General features: G+C 71.4%; 15 protein-coding genes and 1 pseudogene. 7 read left to right on the plus strand and 9 right to left on the minus strand.

Annotation, left to right across the window (positions count from 1 at the left end):
• A pseudogene (locus tag Q0L54_RS00005) lies at positions 1-239 on the minus strand (hypothetical protein); the annotation flags it as partial.
• A 158-nt stretch (positions 240-397) separates the two neighbouring features.
• Between Q0L54_RS00005 and treY the strand changes: the two are divergent.
• The 3 genes from treY to Q0L54_RS00020 all read left to right on the plus strand — a co-directional run bounded on the left by treY (position 398) and on the right by Q0L54_RS00020 (position 6,206).
• Positions 398-2,911 carry a malto-oligosyltrehalose synthase gene (gene treY / locus Q0L54_RS00010; RefSeq protein ID WP_296664350.1) on the plus strand — a complete coding sequence of 838 codons (2,514 nt, stop codon included), beginning with the start codon at positions 398-400 and terminating at the stop codon, positions 2,909-2,911.
• The gene (treZ, locus tag Q0L54_RS00015; RefSeq protein WP_296664352.1) at positions 2,908-4,656 is read left to right on the plus strand and encodes a malto-oligosyltrehalose trehalohydrolase; all 1,749 of its coding nucleotides are present in this window, start codon (positions 2,908-2,910) and stop codon (positions 4,654-4,656) included. Before treY ends, treZ begins: the two co-directional genes overlap by 4 nt.
• Positions 4,657-4,793: 137 nt before the next feature.
• Complete coding sequence (locus tag Q0L54_RS00020) at positions 4,794-6,206, plus strand: hypothetical protein (RefSeq protein WP_296664354.1); 1,413 nt, start codon at positions 4,794-4,796, stop codon at positions 6,204-6,206.
• Between the two features lie 31 nt (positions 6,207-6,237).
• Here the strand turns inward: Q0L54_RS00020 and Q0L54_RS00025 are convergent, their stop codons facing one another.
• Together Q0L54_RS00025 and Q0L54_RS00030 are read right to left on the minus strand one after the other, a co-directional pair.
• Positions 6,238-6,951 carry a DUF4386 family protein gene (locus Q0L54_RS00025; RefSeq protein WP_296664356.1) on the minus strand — a complete coding sequence of 238 codons (714 nt, stop codon included), beginning with the start codon at positions 6,949-6,951 and terminating at the stop codon, positions 6,238-6,240.
• Positions 6,952-7,044: 93 nt separating this feature from the next.
• Positions 7,045-7,227 (minus strand): hypothetical protein, encoded by a 183-nt coding sequence (locus Q0L54_RS00030; RefSeq protein WP_296664358.1) that lies wholly within the window; start codon positions 7,225-7,227, stop codon positions 7,045-7,047.
• A gap of 111 nt (positions 7,228-7,338) precedes the next feature.
• Here Q0L54_RS00030 and Q0L54_RS00035 point away from each other — a divergent pair, with 111 nt between their 5' ends.
• A complete protein-coding gene (locus Q0L54_RS00035; protein ID WP_296664361.1) occupies positions 7,339-8,244 on the plus strand; it encodes a PPK2 family polyphosphate kinase in 906 nt (301 codons plus the stop codon).
• A gap of 1 nt (position 8,245) precedes the next feature.
• Here the strand turns inward: Q0L54_RS00035 and zapE are convergent, their stop codons facing one another.
• Entirely contained in the window at positions 8,246-9,241 is a 996-nt protein-coding gene (gene zapE / locus Q0L54_RS00040; protein WP_296664363.1) for a cell division protein ZapE, read from the minus strand.
• A gap of 67 nt (positions 9,242-9,308) precedes the next feature.
• On the opposite strand from zapE, the gene Q0L54_RS00045 reads away from it, so the two are divergent.
• Positions 9,309-10,034: a dihydrofolate reductase family protein gene (locus tag Q0L54_RS00045; protein WP_296664366.1), complete on the plus strand. Its 726-nt coding sequence runs from the start codon at positions 9,309-9,311 to the stop codon at positions 10,032-10,034.
• A 3-nt stretch (positions 10,035-10,037) separates the two neighbouring features.
• Here Q0L54_RS00045 and gndA read toward each other — a convergent pair whose 3' ends face one another.
• A complete protein-coding gene (gene gndA, locus Q0L54_RS00050; RefSeq protein WP_296664368.1) occupies positions 10,038-11,474 on the minus strand; it encodes an NADP-dependent phosphogluconate dehydrogenase in 1,437 nt (478 codons plus the stop codon).
• A 103-nt stretch (positions 11,475-11,577) separates the two neighbouring features.
• Between gndA and Q0L54_RS00055 the strand changes: the two genes are divergently transcribed.
• Both Q0L54_RS00055 and Q0L54_RS00060 read left to right on the plus strand, forming a co-directional pair.
• A complete protein-coding gene (locus Q0L54_RS00055; protein ID WP_296664370.1) occupies positions 11,578-12,138 on the plus strand; it encodes a DUF3000 domain-containing protein in 561 nt (186 codons plus the stop codon).
• Entirely contained in the window at positions 12,135-13,385 is a 1,251-nt protein-coding gene (locus Q0L54_RS00060; RefSeq protein ID WP_296664372.1) for an HRDC domain-containing protein, read from the plus strand. Before Q0L54_RS00055 ends, Q0L54_RS00060 begins: the two co-directional genes overlap by 4 nt.
• A 94-nt stretch (positions 13,386-13,479) precedes the next feature.
• On the opposite strand, the gene dxs is transcribed toward Q0L54_RS00060, so the two are convergent.
• From dxs to Q0L54_RS00080, 4 genes are all read right to left on the minus strand, one after another.
• Positions 13,480-15,342 carry a 1-deoxy-D-xylulose-5-phosphate synthase gene (dxs, locus tag Q0L54_RS00065; protein ID WP_296664374.1) on the minus strand — a complete coding sequence of 621 codons (1,863 nt, stop codon included), beginning with the start codon at positions 15,340-15,342 and terminating at the stop codon, positions 13,480-13,482.
• A 99-nt stretch (positions 15,343-15,441) separates the two neighbouring features.
• Positions 15,442-18,123 carry an aconitate hydratase AcnA gene (gene acnA / locus Q0L54_RS00070; protein ID WP_296664376.1) on the minus strand — a complete coding sequence of 894 codons (2,682 nt, stop codon included), beginning with the start codon at positions 18,121-18,123 and terminating at the stop codon, positions 15,442-15,444.
• A gap of 93 nt (positions 18,124-18,216) precedes the next feature.
• Positions 18,217-19,416, minus strand: coding sequence for a class I SAM-dependent RNA methyltransferase (locus Q0L54_RS00075; protein ID WP_296664378.1), 1,200 nt, complete (start codon positions 19,414-19,416; stop codon positions 18,217-18,219).
• On the minus strand, positions 19,409-21,325 hold the full coding sequence (locus Q0L54_RS00080) for an APC family permease (RefSeq protein ID WP_296664380.1): 1,917 nt from the start codon (positions 21,323-21,325) through the stop codon (positions 19,409-19,411). Before Q0L54_RS00080 ends, Q0L54_RS00075 begins: the two co-directional genes overlap by 8 nt.
• Between the last annotated feature and the right edge of the window lie 9 nt (positions 21,326-21,334).

The raw sequence follows: 21,334 nt of genomic DNA on the forward strand, positions 1-21,334 counted from the left end.
GGATCGGCCGGGAGCACCGGAACCACGAAGCGGAACGCGGGATCGTAGGGCGCCACCTCGGGAATGAACGATGCGCGCGCATGGTCGGGCACCGGCGAGGCGGGGTGGTCGCGGAGCAGGGCGGCGCGGCCATCGGCCCAGAGCCGATGCGCCCGCTCGGGAGCGACCTCGGAGCGCACCTCGCCGTAGAGATCGGCGACCCGCGCCCGCCAGTCGCGAACGTCCCACGCCGTCACCATGCTGCCTCCCTCGCACTCCCCGCACCCATCATGCCGGGCTCGCGGCATTCCCGCCGGGGGGCCGCTGGCCGGGCCGCGATCGGGTCAGCACCTGGCAGGATGGACAGCCGGCCACCAGGGCGCGTCTGACATGATGGGACGTATCCGAGGAGGTCTTGATGCCCGATTCCGCCCACGAACGTGCCCGCAGGACGGGGCACCGCATCGGAGCGAAGGTGCCGTCCGCGACCTACCGGCTGCAGCTCAGCGCGGACTTCACGTTCGCCGACGCGGCGGCGCGGCTGGACTACTTCGCCTCGCTGGGCGTGAGCCACCTCTACCTGTCCCCCATCCTCACCGCCGCGCCCGGCTCGACGCACTTCTACGACGTGGTGGACCACAGCCGCATCGCGGAATCCCTGGGCGGCGAGGATGCGCTGCGCGACCTGTCCTGGCAGGCCGGGGAGCACGGAATCGGGCTGGTGGCGGATCTGGTTCCCAACCACATGGCGGTCCCCACGCCCGCCTTCCACAACAAGGCGCTGTGGTCCGTGCTCGAGCTGGGAACGGCGTCGCCGTACGCGCACTGGTTCGACGTCGACTGGTCCTCGGGCGACCCGGTGCTGATGCCCGTGCTGGGCAAGCGCATCGGCACGGTGCTGGCGAGCGGCGACCTGACGGTCGAGACGATGGTGGTCCCCGGCCAGGAGGAGCGCGGCGAGGTTCACGTGCTGCGGTACTTCGAACACGTCTTCCCCGTGCGCGCCGGCACCGAGAACCTGCCGCTCGCCACCCTGGTCGAGGAGCAGCATTACCGGCTCGCGTACTGGCGAGTGGCCAACGAGGAGCTCAACTACCGACGCTTCTTCGACGTCGGGTCCCTGGTCGCCGTGCGAGTCGAGGACCCGGACGTGTTCGACGCCACGCACCGGCTGATCATCTCGCTCATCAAGGACGGCACCATCCACGGCCTGCGGATCGACCACCCGGACGGGCTCGCGGACCCGGGCGGATACGTCAACCGCCTCGCGGCGGCGACCGACGGCGCGTGGATCGTGGTTGAGAAGATCCTGGAGGACGACGAGCGGCTCCCTACCACCTGGAAGTGCGCCGGCACCACGGGTTATGACGCCTCGTGGAGGGTGGGCGCGCTGTTGCGTGACCCGGCGGGGAGCTCGCCGCTGGCGGGCACGCTGCACCGGATCGCGGGCGACGCCATGGGCGAGCTGCCCGACATGATCGACGCGGCCAAGCGCGAGATCGTCAAGGAGTCGCTGTCGAGCGAGGTGCATCGACTCGCGACCATCGCGCACACCATCTGCACCACCGACGTGCGCCTTCGGGACCACACCTGGCGTTCCCTCTACGACTGCCTGCGGACGCTGCTGGTGACGTTCGACCGCTACCGCGCCTACGTGGTGGTCGGGGTTCCCACCAAGCCCGCCTCGGCGGACGCCATCGAGCACGCCGCGAGCCGGGCGCGCGCGCTGCTCGATCCCGAGCGTCACGAAACCCTCGACGTGGTGGTGGACCTGCTCAAGGGCGTCGAGGTGGGATCCGCCGGCCGCACCGACGATGCGGCCCGTCGGGAGCTCATCACGCGCTTCCAGCAGGCCTGCGGCGCGGTGATGGCCAAGGGCGTCGAGGACACCGCGTACTACCGCTGGACGCACCTGCTGCCGCTGTGCGAGGTGGGCTCCCCCGCCGGCCGCTTCGCGGTCCCGCCGGCCGCATTCCACGCGTGGGCACACGATCAGCAGCAGATGTATCCGCACGCCATGACGTGCCTGTCCACTCACGACACCAAGCGCTCGGAGGACGTGCGGGCGCGCCTGGGCGTGCTCTCCGAGGTCGCCGACGATTGGGACCAGCTGGTCCAGCGCCTGCGCGCCTCCACGGCTGAGCTGCGGCCCGCAGAACTCGACGGGCGGATGGAGAACCTGTGGTGGCAGACGCTGGTGGGCACATCCGACGATGACGGCGTGATGGCGTGGGGGCGCCTCGAGGGCTACCTGATCAAGGCGATGCGCGAGGCCAAGACGCACACCACCTGGACGTCCGTGGACGAGAACTACGAGCTCCAGGTGCTGTGGTTCGCGCAGACCACTCACGCCGACCCGGCGGTGCGCGAGGAGGTGGCGGCGTGGAACCGGGCCACGGCCGCCGGGGTGCGCACCGCGATCCTGGCGCAGAAGATCATCCAGCTCACGATGCCCGGGGTTCCCGACGTGTACCAGGGCACCGAGACCGTCGCGCCCAGCCTGGTCGACCCGGACAACCGCCGGCCCGTGGACTTCGACGCGCGGCAGGAGATGCTGGCGCGCGTGAGCGGCAAGGCGAAGCCGCGCGGCGTCGCGGAGGAGAAGACGCTGGTGACGGCCGCCGCGCTGCGGTTGCGGCGCGACCATGCGGACGCGTTCACGGGACCGGGCGCGGGCTACCTGCCGCTGCCCGCCTCCAGCGGCCACGCCGTGGTCTTCGCCCGCACCGCGGACGATGACCCGCGCGTGATCACCGTCGCGACCAGGGTCGCCATCGAGCTCGAAAGGCTCGGCGGCTGGGCGGAGCACACCGTGCAGCTCCCGCCGGGCACGTGGCGCGACGTGATCGGCCGCAACACGTTCGAGGGCGGCGCGGTGCCGCTCGCCTCGATACTCAAGGCCCACCCTGTCGCCCTGCTGGAGCGGGCATGAGCGGGCCGGCGCGCGTCTGGGCGCCCGACGCATCGTCCGTCTCCTGCGTGCTCGGCGAAGACGGCGAACAGGGCACGCACCCGATGATCAGGGATCAGGGTCGTGTGGGGTGGTGGCTGGGTCCGGAGCTGGCGTCCGGCACCGACTACGCGTTCGTCGTCGACGGCAGCGGCCCGCTGCCGGACCCGCGCAGCGCGTGGCAGGCCCACGGCGTGCATGGACCCTCACGCGCGTTCGACGCGGCGGAGCACTCCTGGACCGACGACTCTTGGGCAGGTATCGACGCGCGTGGCGCGGTCCACTACGAGCTGCACGTCGGAACGTTCACCCCGCGTGGCACGCTCGACGCGATCGACGAACGCCAACTGCGGGATCTCGCCGCACGCGGCATACAGATGATCGAGCTGATGCCGCTGGCCGCGTTCCCGGGCGACCGCGGCTGGGGCTACGACGGCGTCGCGCTGTACTCGGTTCACGACGCATACGGCGGCCCCGCCGCCCTGCAGCGGCTCGTCGACCGCGCCCACGCCCAGGGCCTGGGCGTCTGCCTCGACGTGGTCTACAACCACCTGGGTCCCGACGGCAACTACCTGGCCCAATACGGCCCGTACTTCACCGACGCGCACGAGACACCGTGGGGCTGGGCGGTCAACGTCGACCAGCCGGGCTCGGAGGGCATGCGGGGCTTCATCGTCGACAACGCCCTGCGGTGGTTCGAGGACTTCCACGTCGACGCGCTGCGGCTCGACGCGGTCCACGCGTTGGTCGACGACTCGAGTCCGCACATCCTCGCCGAGCTCGCCGACGCGACGGCTCGCCTGGCGACGAGCATGGGCCGTCCGCTGTCGCTCACCGCCGAGTCCGACCTCAACGACGCCTCGATGGTGACGCCCACCGCCGAGGGCGGGCTCGGCATGACGGCGCAGTGGGCGGACGACGTGCACCATGCGCTGCACGCCTACCTGACCGGCGAGACCCACGGGTACTACGCAGACTTCGCTGGCATCGCCGCACTGGACAAGGTGTATCGGCACGTCTTCCTCCATGACGGCACGTTCTCGACCTTCCGCGGCGAGGATTGGGGCCGCCCCGTGCCTGCGGACGTGGACAGGCGCCGGTTCGTGGTCTTCGCCTCGAACCACGACCAGGTGGGCAACCGCGCCATCGGCGACCGTCCCTCCGCGCGGCTGTCGCAGGGAGGCCAGGCGGCTTCCCTCGCCCTGGTCCTGCTGTCGCCATTCACCCCCATGCTCTTCATGGGCGAGGAGTACGGCGAGACGCGTCCGTTCATGTTCTTCACGGACCACGACGAGCCGCTGGGTACCGCGGTCTCCGAGGGGCGCATGAGCGAGTTCGCGGGCCACGGCTGGGAGGAGCTGTACGGCGGCCAGGTCGACGTGCCGGATCCGCAGGACCGTCAGACGTTCCTCCGGTCCAAGCTGGGCTCGGGCGTCGCGGCAACCACCGACGCGAACCGCCGGATCGAGGCATGGGTGGCGGCGGTGATGGGGGCGCGGGAGCGCACGCTCAGCGACGACGCGTGGCGCCGGCATCCCGCGGGCGCCTCGGAGAGCGCGCCGCGACAGCTGACCATGCACGGCCCTGTCGAGGTCCACGCCAACCTCTCCGCTGAGCCGATGCGGGTCGAGGCGGGGGCGCTGCTCGCGGCCTTCGGAGCGGCCACATGGACCGACGGCACGCTGGAGCTCGCGCCGGACGCGGTGGCACTCACCACCCTCGGCTGAGGCGCTCTTGAGGTCGACCGGCGGCGCACCCGCGGACCCGAAGCGGCGCACGCCGCCGAAGGCCGCCGCTTGGGCCTAGTCTCTGACGTGGAGAGCGCACCGGACCAGGGCGGACGGTCGCACCGCGAGGAGGAATCATGGCGGGGATGACGAAGGCCCAGATCGAGGCCCGGCTGGCGGCGGTGGAGGCCGAGAACGCCAGGCTCAGAGCAGTCGAGGACGACAACCGGAGCCTGCGCGACGAGCTCGCCGCGGCGAGCGCCGCCCGTGACGAGCGCTCCCCCGAGGTCGCGGCGCCGCGCCGACGCACCCGCGGCAGGGCGTTCCTGGGCATGACGCTGATCGTGATCGCGACCCTGCTGGCGCCCATGGCGACGGTGGTCTCGTTCACCGCACGCCAGGCGAGCGACACCCCATCGTTCGTCCGCACGCTCGCTCCCCTGGCCGACGAGCCGGCCGTCAAGGCGCTGATCGTAGATCGCGCGGCCCGCGCGATCGACGAGGCGCTCGACCCCGACGCGCTCGTGGCCGATCTCCTCGACAAGGTGATCGACGCCGACGCGACGCCCCGGCTCGCGCGCGCGTCCGACCTGCTCGGGCCTCTGCTCGCGGACCAGGCTCGGGTCGCGATCCGGAGCGCGCTCGGGACCGTGGTCGAGTCTGACGCGTTCGCGACGGTGTGGGAGCAGGCGCTGCAACTCACCCACAGGCAGCTGCTCGCCGCGATCGAGGCCAACCCGGACGGCGCCGTCGAGATCAGCGACTCCGGCGTGGTGGCGATCCAGCTCGGACCCATCATCGCGGCGCTCAAGCCCGCCCTTGTCGAGGCCGGCTTCACCCTGGCGGACTCGATCCCCGAGGTGTCCGCCTCGATCACCGTGGCCGAGCTGCCGTCGATCGCGCGGGCGCGGCTCGGGTACTCGGCGCTCACGACCGTGGGCGACGTGCTGCCGTGGATCGCGCTCGTCCTGCTCGTGATCGGCATCGTGGTCCATCCCCGCCGGCCCCGCGCGGTGGTGGTCGCGGGCACGCTGATCCTCGTCACGGGAGCCGCGGTGGGTGGCGCGATCGTGATCGGCGGGTCGATCACTGCGGCTGCGATCGCCGCCCAGGTGCCGACGGATGCCACCGATGCCATCTACCGCTCGCTCACGGGCGAATCGGGGGCCGCCATGCTCGCCTACGTGGTCCTCGGCGCCGTCGCCGTCACCGCCGGGCTCATCGCGGGTGGCAGCGACGGGGCCGTCGCACTCCGGCGCTCGGGCGGCGCCCTCCTCGCCCGCGGATCCGCCGCGCTCGACAACCGCGGCTGGCGGCCCGATGGCCTCCCGGCGGTGCTCCGGCGCCAGGGTTGGCTCCTCTGGCTATGGCTCGGCGCCCTGCTCCTCATCATGTTCGCGACCATGCGGCCGCTCACGGTGAGCGACGTCATCGTCGTGACGATCGTGTTGGGGCTCGCCGCGGCCCTCTACGGGGTGCTCGCGGGGACGTCCGAACCTACTACCACCCCCGAGGAAGCGCAGGCGGCCGAGCACGCGATCACCACGTAGTGCCCAGTCACGCGACGCCCAGGCGGCAACACTAGACCGCGGCGACGTCGGGGGATGCCGCCGGCCGAGGCGCGTCGACGGGCCTGCGCATCAGGACGATGCCGAACGCGACCAGCCACACGGTGGTCCCGGGGATGGCGAGCATGTAGAGGATCCACACCAGCGACGAGTCGAAACCGAATACGCCGCCGAACCCCACCAGGATCCGGAACGCCGGCACCACGCCCAGCACGCACAGCCACCTGGGTAGCGTCCGCGCCCTGAAGCCGAGCACGCTCAGGCCCACGGCCCAGGCGCACATCGCGACGATCCCGCCCGCTCCGAGCGCCTGCGTCCCCACCATCTGCACGGCCAGGTACGCCGACTCACCCCAGCCGGAGTCGATCCGATCGACGTGCAGCAACGTGCTCGCGGAGGCCAACCTCAGCGCGCCGTGCGGGACGAACAGCGCGGCCGCAAAGAGCCCGAATGCGGTGGCGACCCGCAGCCCGAGCGAGCGCGAGGTGGTCGCGGCGAACCTCTCGAACACCGCGAGGACCGCCACCGTGAGGCTCAGCGACATCGCGAGCAGCAGCACGCCGGACACCCGGTACAGGTACGAGTGCTCGCGCAGGAAGGCCACCATCACCGCCGGGTCGTCCGTGTCCTCGAAGCCCAGCAGCGGAGGCATGGCCTCCACCACCGTCCAGGCGAACCCGATGAGCCCGAAAGCCAGCGTGGCGATGCCCGCGGTCAACCTCTTCACGGCGGCCTCCCGGGCTCCGGTGCAACGTCCACATGATGCGCCCGTAAGCCCCACGCCGACAAGCCCTCCCGGCGGCGCGGGCGTCGGCGGCACTCAGGAAGCGAGCGCCTCGAAGACGTCGTAGATCAGGAACGCGGGCCACACCAGGGCCTGCAGCAACGCGCCCACGTGGTTCCAGAACCCGTCCGCCTGCTGCCAGAACCACACGGCGGATCCGATCATCGCCAGGAAGTAGCCGCCTCCCCAGCCGGCCGCCGCACCGTTGCCGTTGCTCATCGCTCGCCCCCTTCGGACGCGGGTCTCCGCACGTCCTCGCTTCCATCCTTCCACCGCCCGCGCCGCCCGGCGACTAGGGTGAGAAATCGAGCGAGCATCAGGGAGGATGCGATGGGCAAGAAGGGTTGGCACGGCCGGGCTGCGGACGCGCTCCGCGTGGGACCAGGCTTCGATCTCAGCGCGTTCGATCCGGCGACCACGCCGGGATACCACGGCGGCCGCAAGGCCGCCGAACGCCTGATGAGGCGGCGCGGCAAGGATCTCTCGGAGCTCCAGGAGCGGCTCTACGCGAACGGCCGCTCGGGGGGGACCCGGTCCGTGCTGCTGGTGCTCCAGGGCATGGACACCGCCGGCAAGGGCGGGATCGTCCGCCATGTGATCGGCATGGTCGACCCGCAGGGCGTCCAGGCCCGCAGCTTCGGCGTGCCCTCCGAGGAGGAGCGCGCCCACCACTACCTGTGGCGCATCGAGCGTGCGTTGCCCGCGGGCGGCCGCATCGGCGTGTTCGATCGCTCCCACTACGAGGACGTGTTGGTGGTGCGGGTTCACGACCTGGTTCCGCCGGACGTCTGGGGTGCGCGCTACGAGGAGATCAATGCGTGGGAGCAGCGCCGCGTCGACGAGGGCGTCGTGATCGTCAAGTGCGCGCTGATGGTCTCACCCGGGGTCCAGCTGGACCGTCTGGACCAGCGGCTTCACCGTCCGGACAAGTACTGGAAGTACAACCCCAGCGACATCGACGAGCGCGCGCACTGGCCGCACTACATGGACGCCTACCAGGCCGTCTTCGATCGCACCTCGACCGACGTCGCGCCGTGGCACGTGATCCCCGCCAACCACAAGTGGTTCGCCCGTCTCGCGGTGACCGAGCTGCTCACGCGCGCGATGGAGGGCATGGAGCTCGAGTGGCCGGCCGCGGACTTCGACGTCGAGCACGAGCGCGCGCGGCTCGCCGCACTGCGGAGGGACGATGCGGGGGGCGCCGCGAGCGGCGCGGCAGGCGCGGCCCCGGGGTGACCTAGACGGGTCGCGTGTGATCGAGGGCGGCGTGAGCCATCGACTCGAGCCGCGAGAGCGCACGCAGGTACTTCTTGCGGTAGCCACCGCGCATCATGTCGGGCGTGAAGATCGAGGGGAGGGGCTCCCCCGACGCTGCGATCACCGCGTCACGGTCGTACAGCCGGTCCACGAGCGCGACCACCCGTAGCGCCTGATTCTGGTCGGCCAGCGGCCGCACGCCGCTCACGGCCAACCGCGCCACCCCGTCCAGGTAGGCGCCGTAGCGGCTCGGGTGGACGTGGACCAGATCGTCGAGCAACGCCGTCCACGGCACCAGCGCTCCCCCGTCGCCCTGGGCCAGTTCGGCGAGCGCAGCATCGTCCGCCGGCTCCGGGAAGTCCAGGTCGCCGCGGTGCCGGTAGTCCGGGCCGTCGATCCGCATCGTCGTGAAGACCCGCGCCACGGCCTGGATCTCGCGCTGGAAGTCGTCGGCGGCGAACCGGCCGTCCCCGAGCGCATCGGGAAGCGTGTTGGAGGTCGCCGCCACGCACGCGCCCGAGTCCGTCAGCTCCCGCATCAGGCGCGCCATGATGAGCGTGTCACCGGGATCATCCAGCTCGAACTCGTCGATGCACACCACCGCGAACTCGGACAGCGCCGCCCGCGCCTGCCGAAACCCCAGCGCTCCCACCAGATTGGTGTACTCCACGAACGTGCCGAAGGCCGCCTTGGACCCGAGTGCGTGTGCCAGCGCGGCGAGCAGGTGAGTCTTGCCCACGCCGAATCCGCCGTCGAGGTAGAGCCCCTCCCCCGGCCCCTTGCGCCCGCGGCCTCGGCGCAGGTGCGGCGCCGCGAATCGCGCGACGGCGGCGAGCGCCTGTGCTTGACTGGGGTGCGCAGGGTCGGGCGCGTAGGAATCGAAGGACGCCTCGGCGAAGTGCGGCGGAGGCACGAGCGCCGCGATCAGCTCGGCGGGTTCGACAACGGGCCTCCGACCCAGCACGCTCACACTCACGTGCCCCAGCCTAAGGCGAGCGATCGCCTCCACCGGACCGGGCACCCGGACCAGCGGCGGAGGGGCCATGGCTGAGGGCACGCTCACCCTGCTCGGAGACGCGCCGGAGGAGATCGCCCCCGACCCTCTGGAAACCCGCCTGCGGACTCTCTACGCGCATCGTCCCGGCGTGGTGCGACTCGGCATGCTCGTGACCACCGACGGCAGGGCCGCGGCCGCTGACGGCTCGTCGGGCTCGCTCGGCGGCCCCGAGGACGCGCGGATCATGCACGTGCTGCGGTCGCTGTGCGACGTGGTGGTGGTGGGTGCGCAGACCGCGCGTCGGGAGCGGTACGCCGACATCGTGCTGCCCGGCCCGATGATCGAGGCCCGCGAGCGACTGGGCCAGCGTGCCACTGTCGACATCGCCGTGGCGACCCACGGCGGGATTCTGCCGCCGGGGCTCACGCCCGAGCGCACCTGGGTGCTGACTCACGGCGGCTCGCCCGCGATCTCCCGACTGGGACCCGCGTGGGCGTCGAGGATCATCATCGCGGGTGCCGACGACCTGTCCCCCCGGACCGCGCTGCGCGAGCTCGTCTCGCACGGCCTGCCGCGCATGCTGTGCGAGGGCGGACCCACGCTCGCGCGCCGGCTGCTGCAGCGATCGATCATCGACGAGTACTGCCTGACGGAATCCCCCCGTCAGGGGGGAGCGCAGGCGCCCGAGACGCCCCCGGTGCCGCCCGACATGGCCGCCGCCCACACGCTCGACGGCGGCGGCTTCACGATGCGCCGCTGGGTGCGGCGCTAGGGGCTACGCCTCGATCTCGGTGCGATCGCCCGACCACTGCGTGTGGAAGGTGCCGTCCATGTCGACGCGCTGGTAGGTGTGCGCGCCAAAGAAGTCGCGCTGGCCCTGGATGAGCGCGGCGGGCAGGCGCTCCGCGCGCAGCGAGTCGTAGTACGCGAGCGACGAGGCGAAGGCCGGGGCCGGCACACCCGTCAGCGCGGACTGTGCGACCACGCGCCGCCAAGCGCCCACGCCGCCGGCGATCTCGTCGGAGAAGTACGGGTCCACCAGCAGGGTCGGCAGGTCCGCGTCGCGCTCGAACGCCTCCGTGATGCGGTCGAGGAAGCGCGCGCGGATGATGCAGCCCGCACGCCAGATCTTCGCCATGTCACCCAGCGTGATGTCCCAGCCGAACTCCTCGGAGGCCGCCCGGATCTGGTCGAATCCCTGCGCGTACGCCACCACCTTGGACGCGTACAGCGCCAGGCGCACGTCCTCGACGAACCCCTCGCGGTTGTTGATGTGGAAGTCGCCGGTCGAGGCGGTCAGCACGTCGCGGGCCGCGGCGCGCTGGGCGACCTGCGAGGAGATGGCGCGGGCGAACGTGGCCTCGGCGATGCCGGTCACGGGCACGCCCAGGTCGAGCGCGGCCTTCACCGTCCAACGGCCGGTGCCCTTCTGGCCCGCCTCGTCCTTGATGACGTCGACCAGGGCCCTGCCCGTACGCGCGTCCGTCTGGCGCAGCACCTCGGCCGTGATCTCGATGAGGAAGGACTCGAGGTCCCCCTGGTTCCACTCGGCGAAGATGTCGGCGATCTGCTCCGGATCCAGGTCGAGGCCGGTGCGCAGCAGGTCGTACGCCTCGCCGATCAGTTGCATGTCCGCGTACTCGATGCCGTTGTGGACCATCTTCACGAAGTGGCCGGCGCCATCGGGACCCACGTGCACGCAGCACGGCGTGCCGTCCTCCGCCTTCGCCGCGATCTTCTCGAGGATCGGACCCAGCGTCACGTAGGACTCGGCGGGACCGCCGGGCATGATCGACGGGCCCAGCAGGGCACCCTCCTCACCCCCGGACACGCCCGAGCCCACGAAGTGGAATCCCTGAGCGGCGAGGTCCTTCTCGCGGCGCATCGTGTCCGTGTACAGCGCGTTGCCGGCGTCGACGATGATGTCCCCGGGCTCGAGCAGTCCCGTGAGCTGCTCGATGACGGCGTCCGTGGGGCCCCCCGCCTGGACCATGATGACCACCGTGCGGGGGGTCGCCAGCGCGGCCACGAAGTCCTCGAGCGACTCGCAGCCGATGAAGTCGCCCTCGTCGCCGTGCTCCGCGATCAGCGACCTCATCCGCTCCACCGAGCGGTTGTGCACCGCCACCGTGAAGCCGTTGCGAGCGAAATTCCGTGCGAGGTTGCGGCCCATCACCGCGAGTCCCGTCACGCCGATCTGAGCGAGCGCCATCGTCCATCCTTCTTCGGGGTCCAAGGGGTACCCGCCAAGCCTAGACGCTCGGCCCGAGCGTGGCGTCACCCGGCTGCGAGACGCCCGGGCTTAGGCTCGCGCTATGGCCGGCGATCTCGACACCGCGCCCGCGGATTTCCGCGCGGCGCTGCTCTCGCTACGCCACGCCCCCACGCATCCGGCGGTGACGCTCACCGAGGTCCCCGCGCCGGGCCGGATCGCGCCGTTCGCCGCCGCGATCAGCGGGGAGCTCGACGTCGACGGGTACGAGGCGTCGGGCCGGTTCGTGCTGCTGCACGACCCGGACGGCCCGCCCGCCTGGGAGGGAACGATGCGCGTCATCGCCCTGGTCAAGGCCGTGGTCGAGCCGGAGGTTGGACGGGACGAGCTGTGGGGCGAGGTCGCGTGGTCGTGGCTGTCCGAGTCCCTGGAGGCGGTACCGCACCGGGCGCGCGGTGGCACCGTCACCAAGGTGTCGTCGGAGTCCTACGGCGAGCTCTCGGGACGCGCCGACGAGGTCACCATCGAACTGCGGGCATCCTGGACGCCAACCACCACCGACCTCGCCCCGCACATCGTCGCGTGGACCGAACTCATGGCGTCGTGCGCCGGCGTCCCCCCGACGCCCGACGGCGTCAGCACCCTGCCGGGAAGGACCGCGTGACCGAGCCCATCGAGGCCTCGCCCATCGAGGACGAGACCGCCCCCGCCATCCCGCTCACCGTGCCTGCCGACGGCGTGCCGCCGCTCATCGACACCCCCGAGGCTCTGGCCGCGGCGTGCGCGGCGTTCGCGGCCGGCACCGGCCCCGTCGCCGCCGACGCGGAGCGGGCGTCCGGGTTCCGCTACGGCCAAAGCACCTATCTGGCGCAGTTCAAGCGCGCCGGCGCCGGGATCGCGCTGATCGACACGGCCGCGCTCCCCGACCTCGGGGCCTTCTCAGAGGCGCTGGGCGACGCGGAGTGGGTGTTCCACGCCGCCAGCCAGGACCTCCCCGGGATGCGGGAGCTAGGGATGACCCCGGCACGGGTGTTCGACACCGAGCTGGGGGCGCGCCTGCTCGGCTGGCCCAAGGTGGGCCTCGCCGCCGTGGTCGAACGCGAACTGGGGTTCGCGCTGGCGAAGGAGCACTCGGCCCAGGACTGGTCCACGCGGCCACTCCCCCACGATTGGCTGGTGTACGCCGCGCTCGACGTGGAGGTGCTGCTGGACCTGCGCGAGCGGCTCGGGTCCCATCTCGAGGCGGCGGGCAAGCTCGAGTGGGCGGAGCAGGAGTTCGAGGCCGTGCGCCTGGCGCCCCCGGCGGAGCCTCGCATCGATCCGTGGCGACGCACGTCGGGATCTCACCTGGTGCGTGACCAGCGTTCGCTCGCGATCGTGAGGTCGCTCTGGGAGGCGCGCGAGGCCGAGGCGCACCGCCGGGACACGTCGCCAGGCCGGGTGCTACGAGACCAGGCGATCGTCGCGGCCGCGCTTGCGCGCCCCACTTCGCTCGAGCAGCTGGTCGCGGTGCGGGAGTTCCAGTCGAAGGGCACCCGCCGCCGCGCCTCGCAGTGGTACGTCGCGGTCGCAGAAGCCATGGCGCTGCCGGATGCCGAGCTCCCGGCGCGGCGCGCGCCCCAGGGCGACGGCCCGCCGCAGCAGCGGATCTGGAGGGACAAGCGTCCCGAGGCCTACGCGCGGCTCATGGCCGCGCGCGGGCGCATCATCGCGCTCGTCGAGCTTCATTCGGTTCCCGCCGAGAACCTGCTCCAGCCCGACGCCCTGCGCCGGGCGTGCTGGGAGTATCCCGGCGGCGGGGGCGAGCAGTGGATCCGCGACTTCCTCGCCGGGCGTGGCGCCCGGCAGTGGCAGATCGACCTCACGGCGCCGGAGCTCGCCGCCGCATTTGCGGAGCCGGCGGGTTCTTGAGCCGACTGCCGCCCGTCCCGCGTCAACAACGGTGCGGAATTGTGTCGTTTTCGGGCCCGAATCCCGTCAACGGTGCGGATCAGTGTCGCGGAGCTCAGTCCCTCGAGAGCCGCGCCAGGGTGTCGTCGGCGATCGCGGACGGGTCGAGCCCTAGATCGTCGACGATCTGAGCCCGGGACGCGTGCTGGAGGAACTCGCGCGGCACCCCGTGGTGCGACCACTGCGCCGTGAGCCCCGCGAGCCGGGCGTACGACGCCCACTCCTCGCCGATCCCCGCGTCGGTCAGGCCGTCCTCGACGGTCACCACCAGCTCGGCCCCGTCGATGAGCTCGGCGAGGCCCGCCGGCACCGGATGCACCCACGTCGCGGTAGCCGCCAGCGCGTCGATGCCATCGGCCGCGATCTTGTCGGCAGCGTCGACTGCCGCGCTGGCCATCGACCCGAGTCCGACCACCACCACGCGCGGCGCGTCTCCATGCTGCGCGAGCACCTCGAGGTCCCCGACCTGGCGAACAGCGGGGATGGGATCGCCCACCGCGCCCTTCGGGTATCGGACCACCGTGGGGGCGTCGTCGACGTCGAGAGCCTCGCGGAACGCGCGGCGCAGGGTCGGCTCGTCCCGCGGCGCGGCGAGGCGCAGCCCCGGAACGTGGCGCAGCAGCGCCATGTCCCACATGCCGTTGTGGCTGGGTCCGTCGTCGCCGGTGATGCCCGCCCGGTCGAGCATGAAGGTTACGCCCGCGCGGTGGAGCGCCACGTCCATCAACACCTGGTCGAAGGCGCGGTTGAGGAACGTCGCGTACACGGCGACCACGGGGTGCAAGCCGGCGTAGGCGAGCCCCGCCGCACTGGTGACGGCGTGCTGCTCGGCGATTCCCACGTCGATCACTCGATCCGGGTGAAGATCGGCGAGCGGCTGCAGGCCCACCGGCGCCAGCATCGCCGCGGTCAACGCGACAACGTCCGGCCGCTCCTCGGCGACGGACACGATCTCGTCCGCGAAGACGGACGTCCACCCGAAGCGGGACTCCTCGATGGGGAGGCCGGTCTCCGGATGGATCCGGCCCACGGCGTGGAAGCGATCGGCCGCGTCCTGCTCGGCGGGGCTGTAGCCACGGCCCTTCTCCGTGAGGACATGCACCAGCACGGGTCGGTCGAGCTCGCGGGCCTGAGCGAGCGCCCTCTCGACACGGCGCTGATCGTGCCCATCGATGGGACCGATGTACTTGAGCCCCAGGTCGGAGAACATGCTCGCGTCCGTGAGCAGGCCCTTGAGGGCGCGCTTGCCGTGCATGACAGACATGTAGGCGAAGTTGCGGAACGGACCGCGATTCTCGAAGGTGCGCTTGCCCCATCCGAGGAAGTCCTCGTACCTGCGGTCGGTCCGGATTCCGTCCAGCTTGCGCGCGAGGCCCCCGGTGGTGGGCGCATACGATCGGCCGTTGTCGTTGACGATCACGACCACCCGGTCGTCCGAGGCTCCTAGCGAGTTGAGCGCCTCCCAGGCCATCCCGCCGGTGAGCGCGCCGTCGCCGATGACCGCGACCGTGGTGCGCTCCGACTCGCCCCGCAACGTGTGGCCGCGAGCGATTCCCGCGGCCCACGAGAGTGCCGTCGAGGCGTGGGAGTTCTCGACGATGTCGTGGATGCTCTCCTGGCGCGCGGGGTAGCCCGCGAGTCCGCCGCGCCGACGGAGCGCCGAGAAGTCCTGCCGACCGGTGAGGAGCTTGTGGACGTAGGCCTGGTGACCAGTGTCGAAGACGATGGAGTCGTGGGGCGAATCGAAGACCCGGTGGATGCCGATCGTGAGCTCGACCACGCCGAGGTTCGGACCCAGGTGCCCGCCGGTCCGGGACACGTTGTCGACCAGGAAGTCGCGGATCTCCGACGACAGCTCGGCGAGCTGCTCGTACGAGAGCGCACGCAGATCACGCGGCGATCCGATGCGCTCCAGCACGCGTGCTCCTCACTCGTTCGTGACCACCCACTGTACGACCAGCGGGCCGGCGGCCCCGTCCTGCGCGTCAACGCTGGACGGGGCCCCGATGCTTCCCGCCTAGCTCACCAGGGAGCGGAGCACGTATTGCAGGATGCCGCCGTTGCGGAAGTAGTCGGCCTCGCCGGGCGTGTCGATGCGCACCGCGGCGTCGAACTCGACCACGGAGCCGTCGGCCCGCGTGGCGCGCACCGGCAGCGTGCGCGGGTGCTCGCCCTGCGAGAACGCACTGACGCCCACGATGTCGAACGTCTCGGTGCCGTCGAGGCCCAGCGACGCCGCGTTCTCGCCCTCCGGGAACTGCAGCGGGATCACGCCCATGCCGATGAGGTTCGACCGGTGGATGCGCTCGAAGCTCTCCGTGATGACGGCGCGGACTCCCAACAGGGATGTGCCCTTCGCCGCCCAGTCGCGCGACGAGCCGGAGCCGTACTCCTTGCCCGCGAGCACCACGAGCGGAACGCCGGCCTCGGCGTAGGCGACCGACGCGTCGTAGATCGACGCCTGCTCACCCGTGAGGTGATTGAGCGTGAAGCCGCCCTCGACGACGCTGCCATCGGGCTTCGCCAGCAGCAGGTTCTTGAGCCGGATGTTCGCGAACGTGCCGCGGATCATGACCTCGTGGTTGCCACGGCGCGAGCCGTAGCTGTTGAAATCGCGGCGCTCGACGCCATGATCCGCCAGGTAGTGTCCGGCAGGGCTGTCGGCCTTGATGGAGCCGGCGGGTGAGATGTGATCGGTGGTGACGGAGTCACCCAGCAGCGCGAGCACCCTGGCGCCCGTGATGTCCTCGACGGGCTCGGGCGTGAGACCCATGCCCTCGAAGTACGGGGGCTTGCGCACGTAGGTCGAGTCCTCGGCCCACTCGAAGGTCTTGCCGTCGGGCGTGGGAAGGTTCTGCCAGCGCTCGTCGCCCGCGAAGACGTCCGCGTAGTCCTTCTCGAACATCTCTTGGGTGATCGCCGACTGCACGATCGCCTCGACCTCGGTCGGGTCCGGCCAGATGTCGCGCAGGTAGACCTCGTTGCCGGCGGAGTCCAAGCCCAGCGGCTCTGACTCGAAGTCGTGGTCCATCGTGCCCGCGAGCGCGTACGCGATGACCAGCGGCGGCGAGGCCAGGTAGTTCATCTTCACGTCGGGGTTGATGCGGCCCTCGAAGTTGCGGTTGCCGGACAGCACGGAGACCACGGTGAGGTCGTGGCCGTTGACGGCCGCGCTCACGGGTTCCGGAAGCGGTCCGGAGTTACCGATGCACGTGGTGCAGCCGTAGCCCACCAGGTGGAAGCCGAGCGCCTCGAGGTCGGGCCACAGTCCGGCCTTCTCGTAGTAATCCGTGACCACCTGGGAGCCGGGTGCCATCGACGTCTTGACCCACGGCTTGCTGGTCAGCCCGCGCTCGTTGGCGTTGCGGGCCAGCAGCGCCGCCGCGAGCATCACGGACGGGTTGGACGTGTTGGTGCAGGAGGTGATGGACGCGATGACCACGTCGCCATCCTTGAGCGGCACCTCGGCGCCCGACTCGTCCATGTAGGTCGCGGCCTTCGCGTCACCCGTACGCACCTGCGCGACGGCCTCCTCGAACTTCGGCTTGGACTCGGTGAGCGCCACGCGGTCCTGCGGCCGCTTGGGTCCCGCGATGGACGGCACCACGGTCGACAGGTCGAGCTCGATGTACTCCGAGTACGCGGCCTCGCGCGACGGATCGTGCCAGAGGCCCTGCTCCTTGCAGTACGCCTCGACCAGCGCGACCTGTTGGGGCGTGCGGCCCGTGAGCCGCAAGTAGTCGACCGTGACGGCGTCGATGGGGAAGATCGCCGCGGTCGAGCCGAACTCGGGGCTCATGTTGCCGATCGTCGCGCGGTTCGCGAGCGGCACCGCGCCCACTCCCTCGCCGTAGAACTCCACGAACTTGCCCACGACGCCGTGCTTGCGCAGCATCTCGGTGATGGTGAGGACCACGTCGGTCGCCGTGGCGCCGGCCGGGATGGCGCCGGTGAGCTTGAAGCCCACCACCTTGGGGATGAGCATCGAGACCGGCTGGCCCAGCATCGCGGCCTCGGCCTCGATGCCGCCGACGCCCCAGCCCAGCACGCCGAGGCCGTTGATCATCGTGGTGTGCGAATCGGTGCCGACGCACGAATCGGGGTACGCCTGCGTGGTGCCGTCGAGCTCGCGCGTCATGACGCCGCGCGCGAGGTACTCGAGGTTGACCTGGTGGACGATGCCGGTGCCCGGGGGCACCACCTTGAAGTTGTCGAACGCGGTCTGGCCCCAACGGAGGAACTGGTAGCGCTCGCGGTTGCGCTCATACTCGAGCGCGGTGTTCAGCTCGAGGGCGTCCTTGCGGCCGAAGACGTCGATCACCACGGAGTGGTCGATGACCATCTCGGCGGGCGCCAGCGGATTGATGATCGTGGGATCGCCGCCCAGCTCCGCCACGGCCTCGCGCATGGTGGCGAGGTCGACCACGCACGGCACGCCCGTGAAGTCCTGCATGACCACGCGTGCCGGCGTGAACTGGATCTCCGTGTCCGGCTCAGCGGTGGGCTCCCACTGCGCGAGGGCCAGGACGTGGTCGGCGGTGATGTTGGCGCCGTCCTCGGTGCGCAACAGCGCCTCCGCGAGGATCTTGAGCGAGTACGGCAGGCGTTCGAGCCCTGGCACCGCGTCGAGGCGGAAGATCTCATACTCGTGCTGTCCTACCGTCAGCTTCGACCGGGAACCAAGGGTGTTCGCGCTCATGCGTCTCCTCCGTGCTCGGGGATCTCCCCCTCATCGTGCCTGCGGTCATCCTATCGGCCCTCCTGGACCGCAGGTCCCCAGCGAACGCCGCCGTCAGGCGCGCTCGAACGTCGCCACGGCCTCCACATGGTGGGTCATCGGGAACAGGTCGAACGCCTGCGCGTCGCTCATGACATACCCGTGCGCGGCCAGCAGCGCAGTGTCGCGCGCGAGCGCCACGGGGTCGCACGCCACGTAGACCACCCTCGGCACTCCCAGAGCGGCGAGCGCGTCGACGGTGCGGGCGCCGGCGCCAGATCGCGGCGGGTCGAGCACCACCACACCCGGCGCGGGTTCGCCGGACGCCAGGTACGCGCGGGTATCCGAGTGGACGATGCGCACCCCGGGCATCCCGTGGGCGTTCCGCCGCGCGTCGCGGGAGGCGCGGGCATCGGATTCGACGGCCGTGACGGCACGGCCCTGGGACCCGAGCGGGATGGTGAACAGCCCGGCACCGGAGTACAGGTCCACCACCGACGATGCGTCGCCGACGCGGTCGAGAACCTCGGCCACGAGGACGGCCGGCGCGTCAAGGTGAACCTGCCAGAAGCCCTCGACATCGACCTGGTAGCCCCATCGGCCGTCGCGGGTCTCCACCTCCTCGTGTACGCGGCGCGGCGCGTTGTCGCGCCGGTCCGCGCGACCGTTCCGCCACGGCACTCCGTCCACCACGATGCGCGGCGCGACCCCTCCGGGCGCCACGGCGTGAATGCGGCTGCCGGCCGGGAATCGGCCGGAGAGCAAGGAGTCCTCCAGCTCGGGCGCCGCGAGCGGCAGCCTCTCGAGCCGGCGCACCTCGCGCGACCGATGCAGATGCATGGCGGCCCGGCCCTCCGCGTCGGCCACCGCGTCCGCGCGGGTCCGCCAGCCCCAGCCGCCGCGCGCATCGTCGCCCGGCGCTGCCGTCACCGTGCCGGGGAACTCCCGATCGGCGAAGCGCACGAACGCCTCACGCAGCACGGCGAGCTTCCACTCGCGCTGCGCGGGCAGCGCGACGTGTGCCAGCTCTCCCCCGCCCACGCCGGCGGGCCCGGCCTCGGGCCAGGCGGAGTCGACCCGATCCGGCGACGGCGTGAGGATCTCGACGGCGTCCGCTCGCCACAGCCGCGCATCGTCGCCCGCGTCCGTGAGCCGGGCGCGCACACGCTCGCCGGGGAGGGTGTGCCGAACGAAGATGACGCGACCCTCGTGGCGAGCGACGCAGTGCCCGCCGTGCGCGACCGCGCCGATGTCGAGCTCGAGCAGATCACTCATCCGGGTCGCCGTCCAAGGCCTCGACCTGGGCGAGCTCGCGCGTGAACGATGCGGCCTCACCCTCGCCGAGCGCGGAGGACAGGTGCCACGGCACGGCCGCCACCACCACGCGCGGGATGGACAGCAGTTTCGAGCGCAGTCGCATCGACGCCCTGTTGTGCAGGAATCGCTCCCACCACCGGCCCACGATGTACTCGGGCACGTACACGACCACCATGTCGCGCGGCGACTGCAGGTGCGTCGAGCGCACGTGCTCCAGCACGGGGCTTGCGAGGTCGCGGTACGGGGAGTCGAGGATCACCAGCGGGACGCTCAGCCCGAGCTCGCCCCACTGGCGCTGGAGCTCCGCCGTCGCACGGGGCTCGATCTGCACGGCCACGGCCTGGAGCGATGCGTGGCGAGCGGCCTTCGCATACGCGACGGCGCGCAGCGCCGGACGGTGCAGCTGCGCCACCAGGACGATGCCGTGGGTCGAGCTGGGGCGTGCGGAGGCGGGATCGTCGGGCAGGATCTCGAGCTGCTCCCTGACGTTCGCGTAGTGCGCCGAGATGCCGCGCATGAGCAGCACCAGGGCGACCACGAGCAGCAGCGCGAACCATGCGCCGGCGCCGAAGTTGAACACCGCGATGATGATCCAGACGCCGGCCGCCACGCCCGCCGCGGCGCCGTGCAGAGCGCGCGTGCCCATCATGCGCAGTCGCACCCGGCCGGACGGCTGCAGCGCGATCCGCGCGCTCATCAGCCGGATCATGGCGAGCTGGCTGAGCACGATCGCCGCGAACGCACCGATGAGGTACATGTGCACCAGCTGCTCGAGGCGGGCGCCCGTGACCACCACCACGATCGCCGAGAAGCCGGCGACCCACAGCACCGCACCGCGGAACACCATCCGGTCGCTCTGCTGCGCCAGCTGTCGGGGCAGGAACGAATCCTGCGCCAAGAGTGAGGAGAGCCCCGCGAACCGCCGGAACACCGAGGAGGCGGCGGCGTAGAGGATGGCCACGGTGGGGACGGCGACCAGCCACAAGGCCCAAGGGGCGTGGAAGATGCGGTCCGCGGCCTGCAGCAGCACCGGGCCGGACTGCCACCCGGACACCCGGAAGCGCCACACCATCAGCGACACGGCGAGGAAGGCCACGGCTCCCGCCAGCACCGCGAGGATCAGGGTTCGACCCGCGCGCTTGGCTCGCGGCTCGGCGTGGTACGGAGCGGATGACGAGAGGTGCTCGATGCCCGTGAGCATCACGGCGCCCGACGCTATCGCGCCCGCGAACGCGAGGGCGGAGGACCACGCTGCCTCGGGCGGCACGGTGGTCAACGGCGCCACATCGTCGCGCGTCGCGCCGAAGACGAAGACGATGCCCACCATCAGCAGGAAGCCGAACCACACGGCGAACATCAGCCGCGCCCGCTCTCGGATGCCGCGGAGGTTCGCGAGCGTCATGACGGCGATGGCGAGCAGTGCGATCTGCGTGTGCCAGCCGCTCGAGTCGGGGATCACGAACACCACGAACTGGGAGATGGCGGCGACGGAGACGGCCACCGTGAAGATGTAGTCGACCAGCAGCGCCGAGCCGGTGACCAGACCCGCATTGGGGCCCAGCCGGTCCCTCACGATCCCGTAGTCGCCGCGCTCGTCGGGCCGCTTGCGGACGTTGGACCGGTAGGCGAAGCCGAGCAGGACCATGATCGCGACCACGCCTAGGGCCATCCACGGCAGCGTGGACTGCACGGCGCCCTTGCGCAGCGCGTCGATCACCGCGTCGGGTGCGTACGCAACCGTCGACAGCAGGCTCGCCCCGAACACGGGCAGGGCGAGGCGCGTCCGCAGCGCGGGGCGCTGGGCGCGTTCCGTCGCGATCGGACGGCCGAAGACCAGCAGTTTCAGGCTTTCGAGAAACCTCTGCACGTCGCACCA

The organism is Demequina sp. (assembly GCF_024642165.1).
Classification (GTDB): Bacteria; Actinomycetota; Actinomycetes; order Actinomycetales; family Demequinaceae; genus Demequina.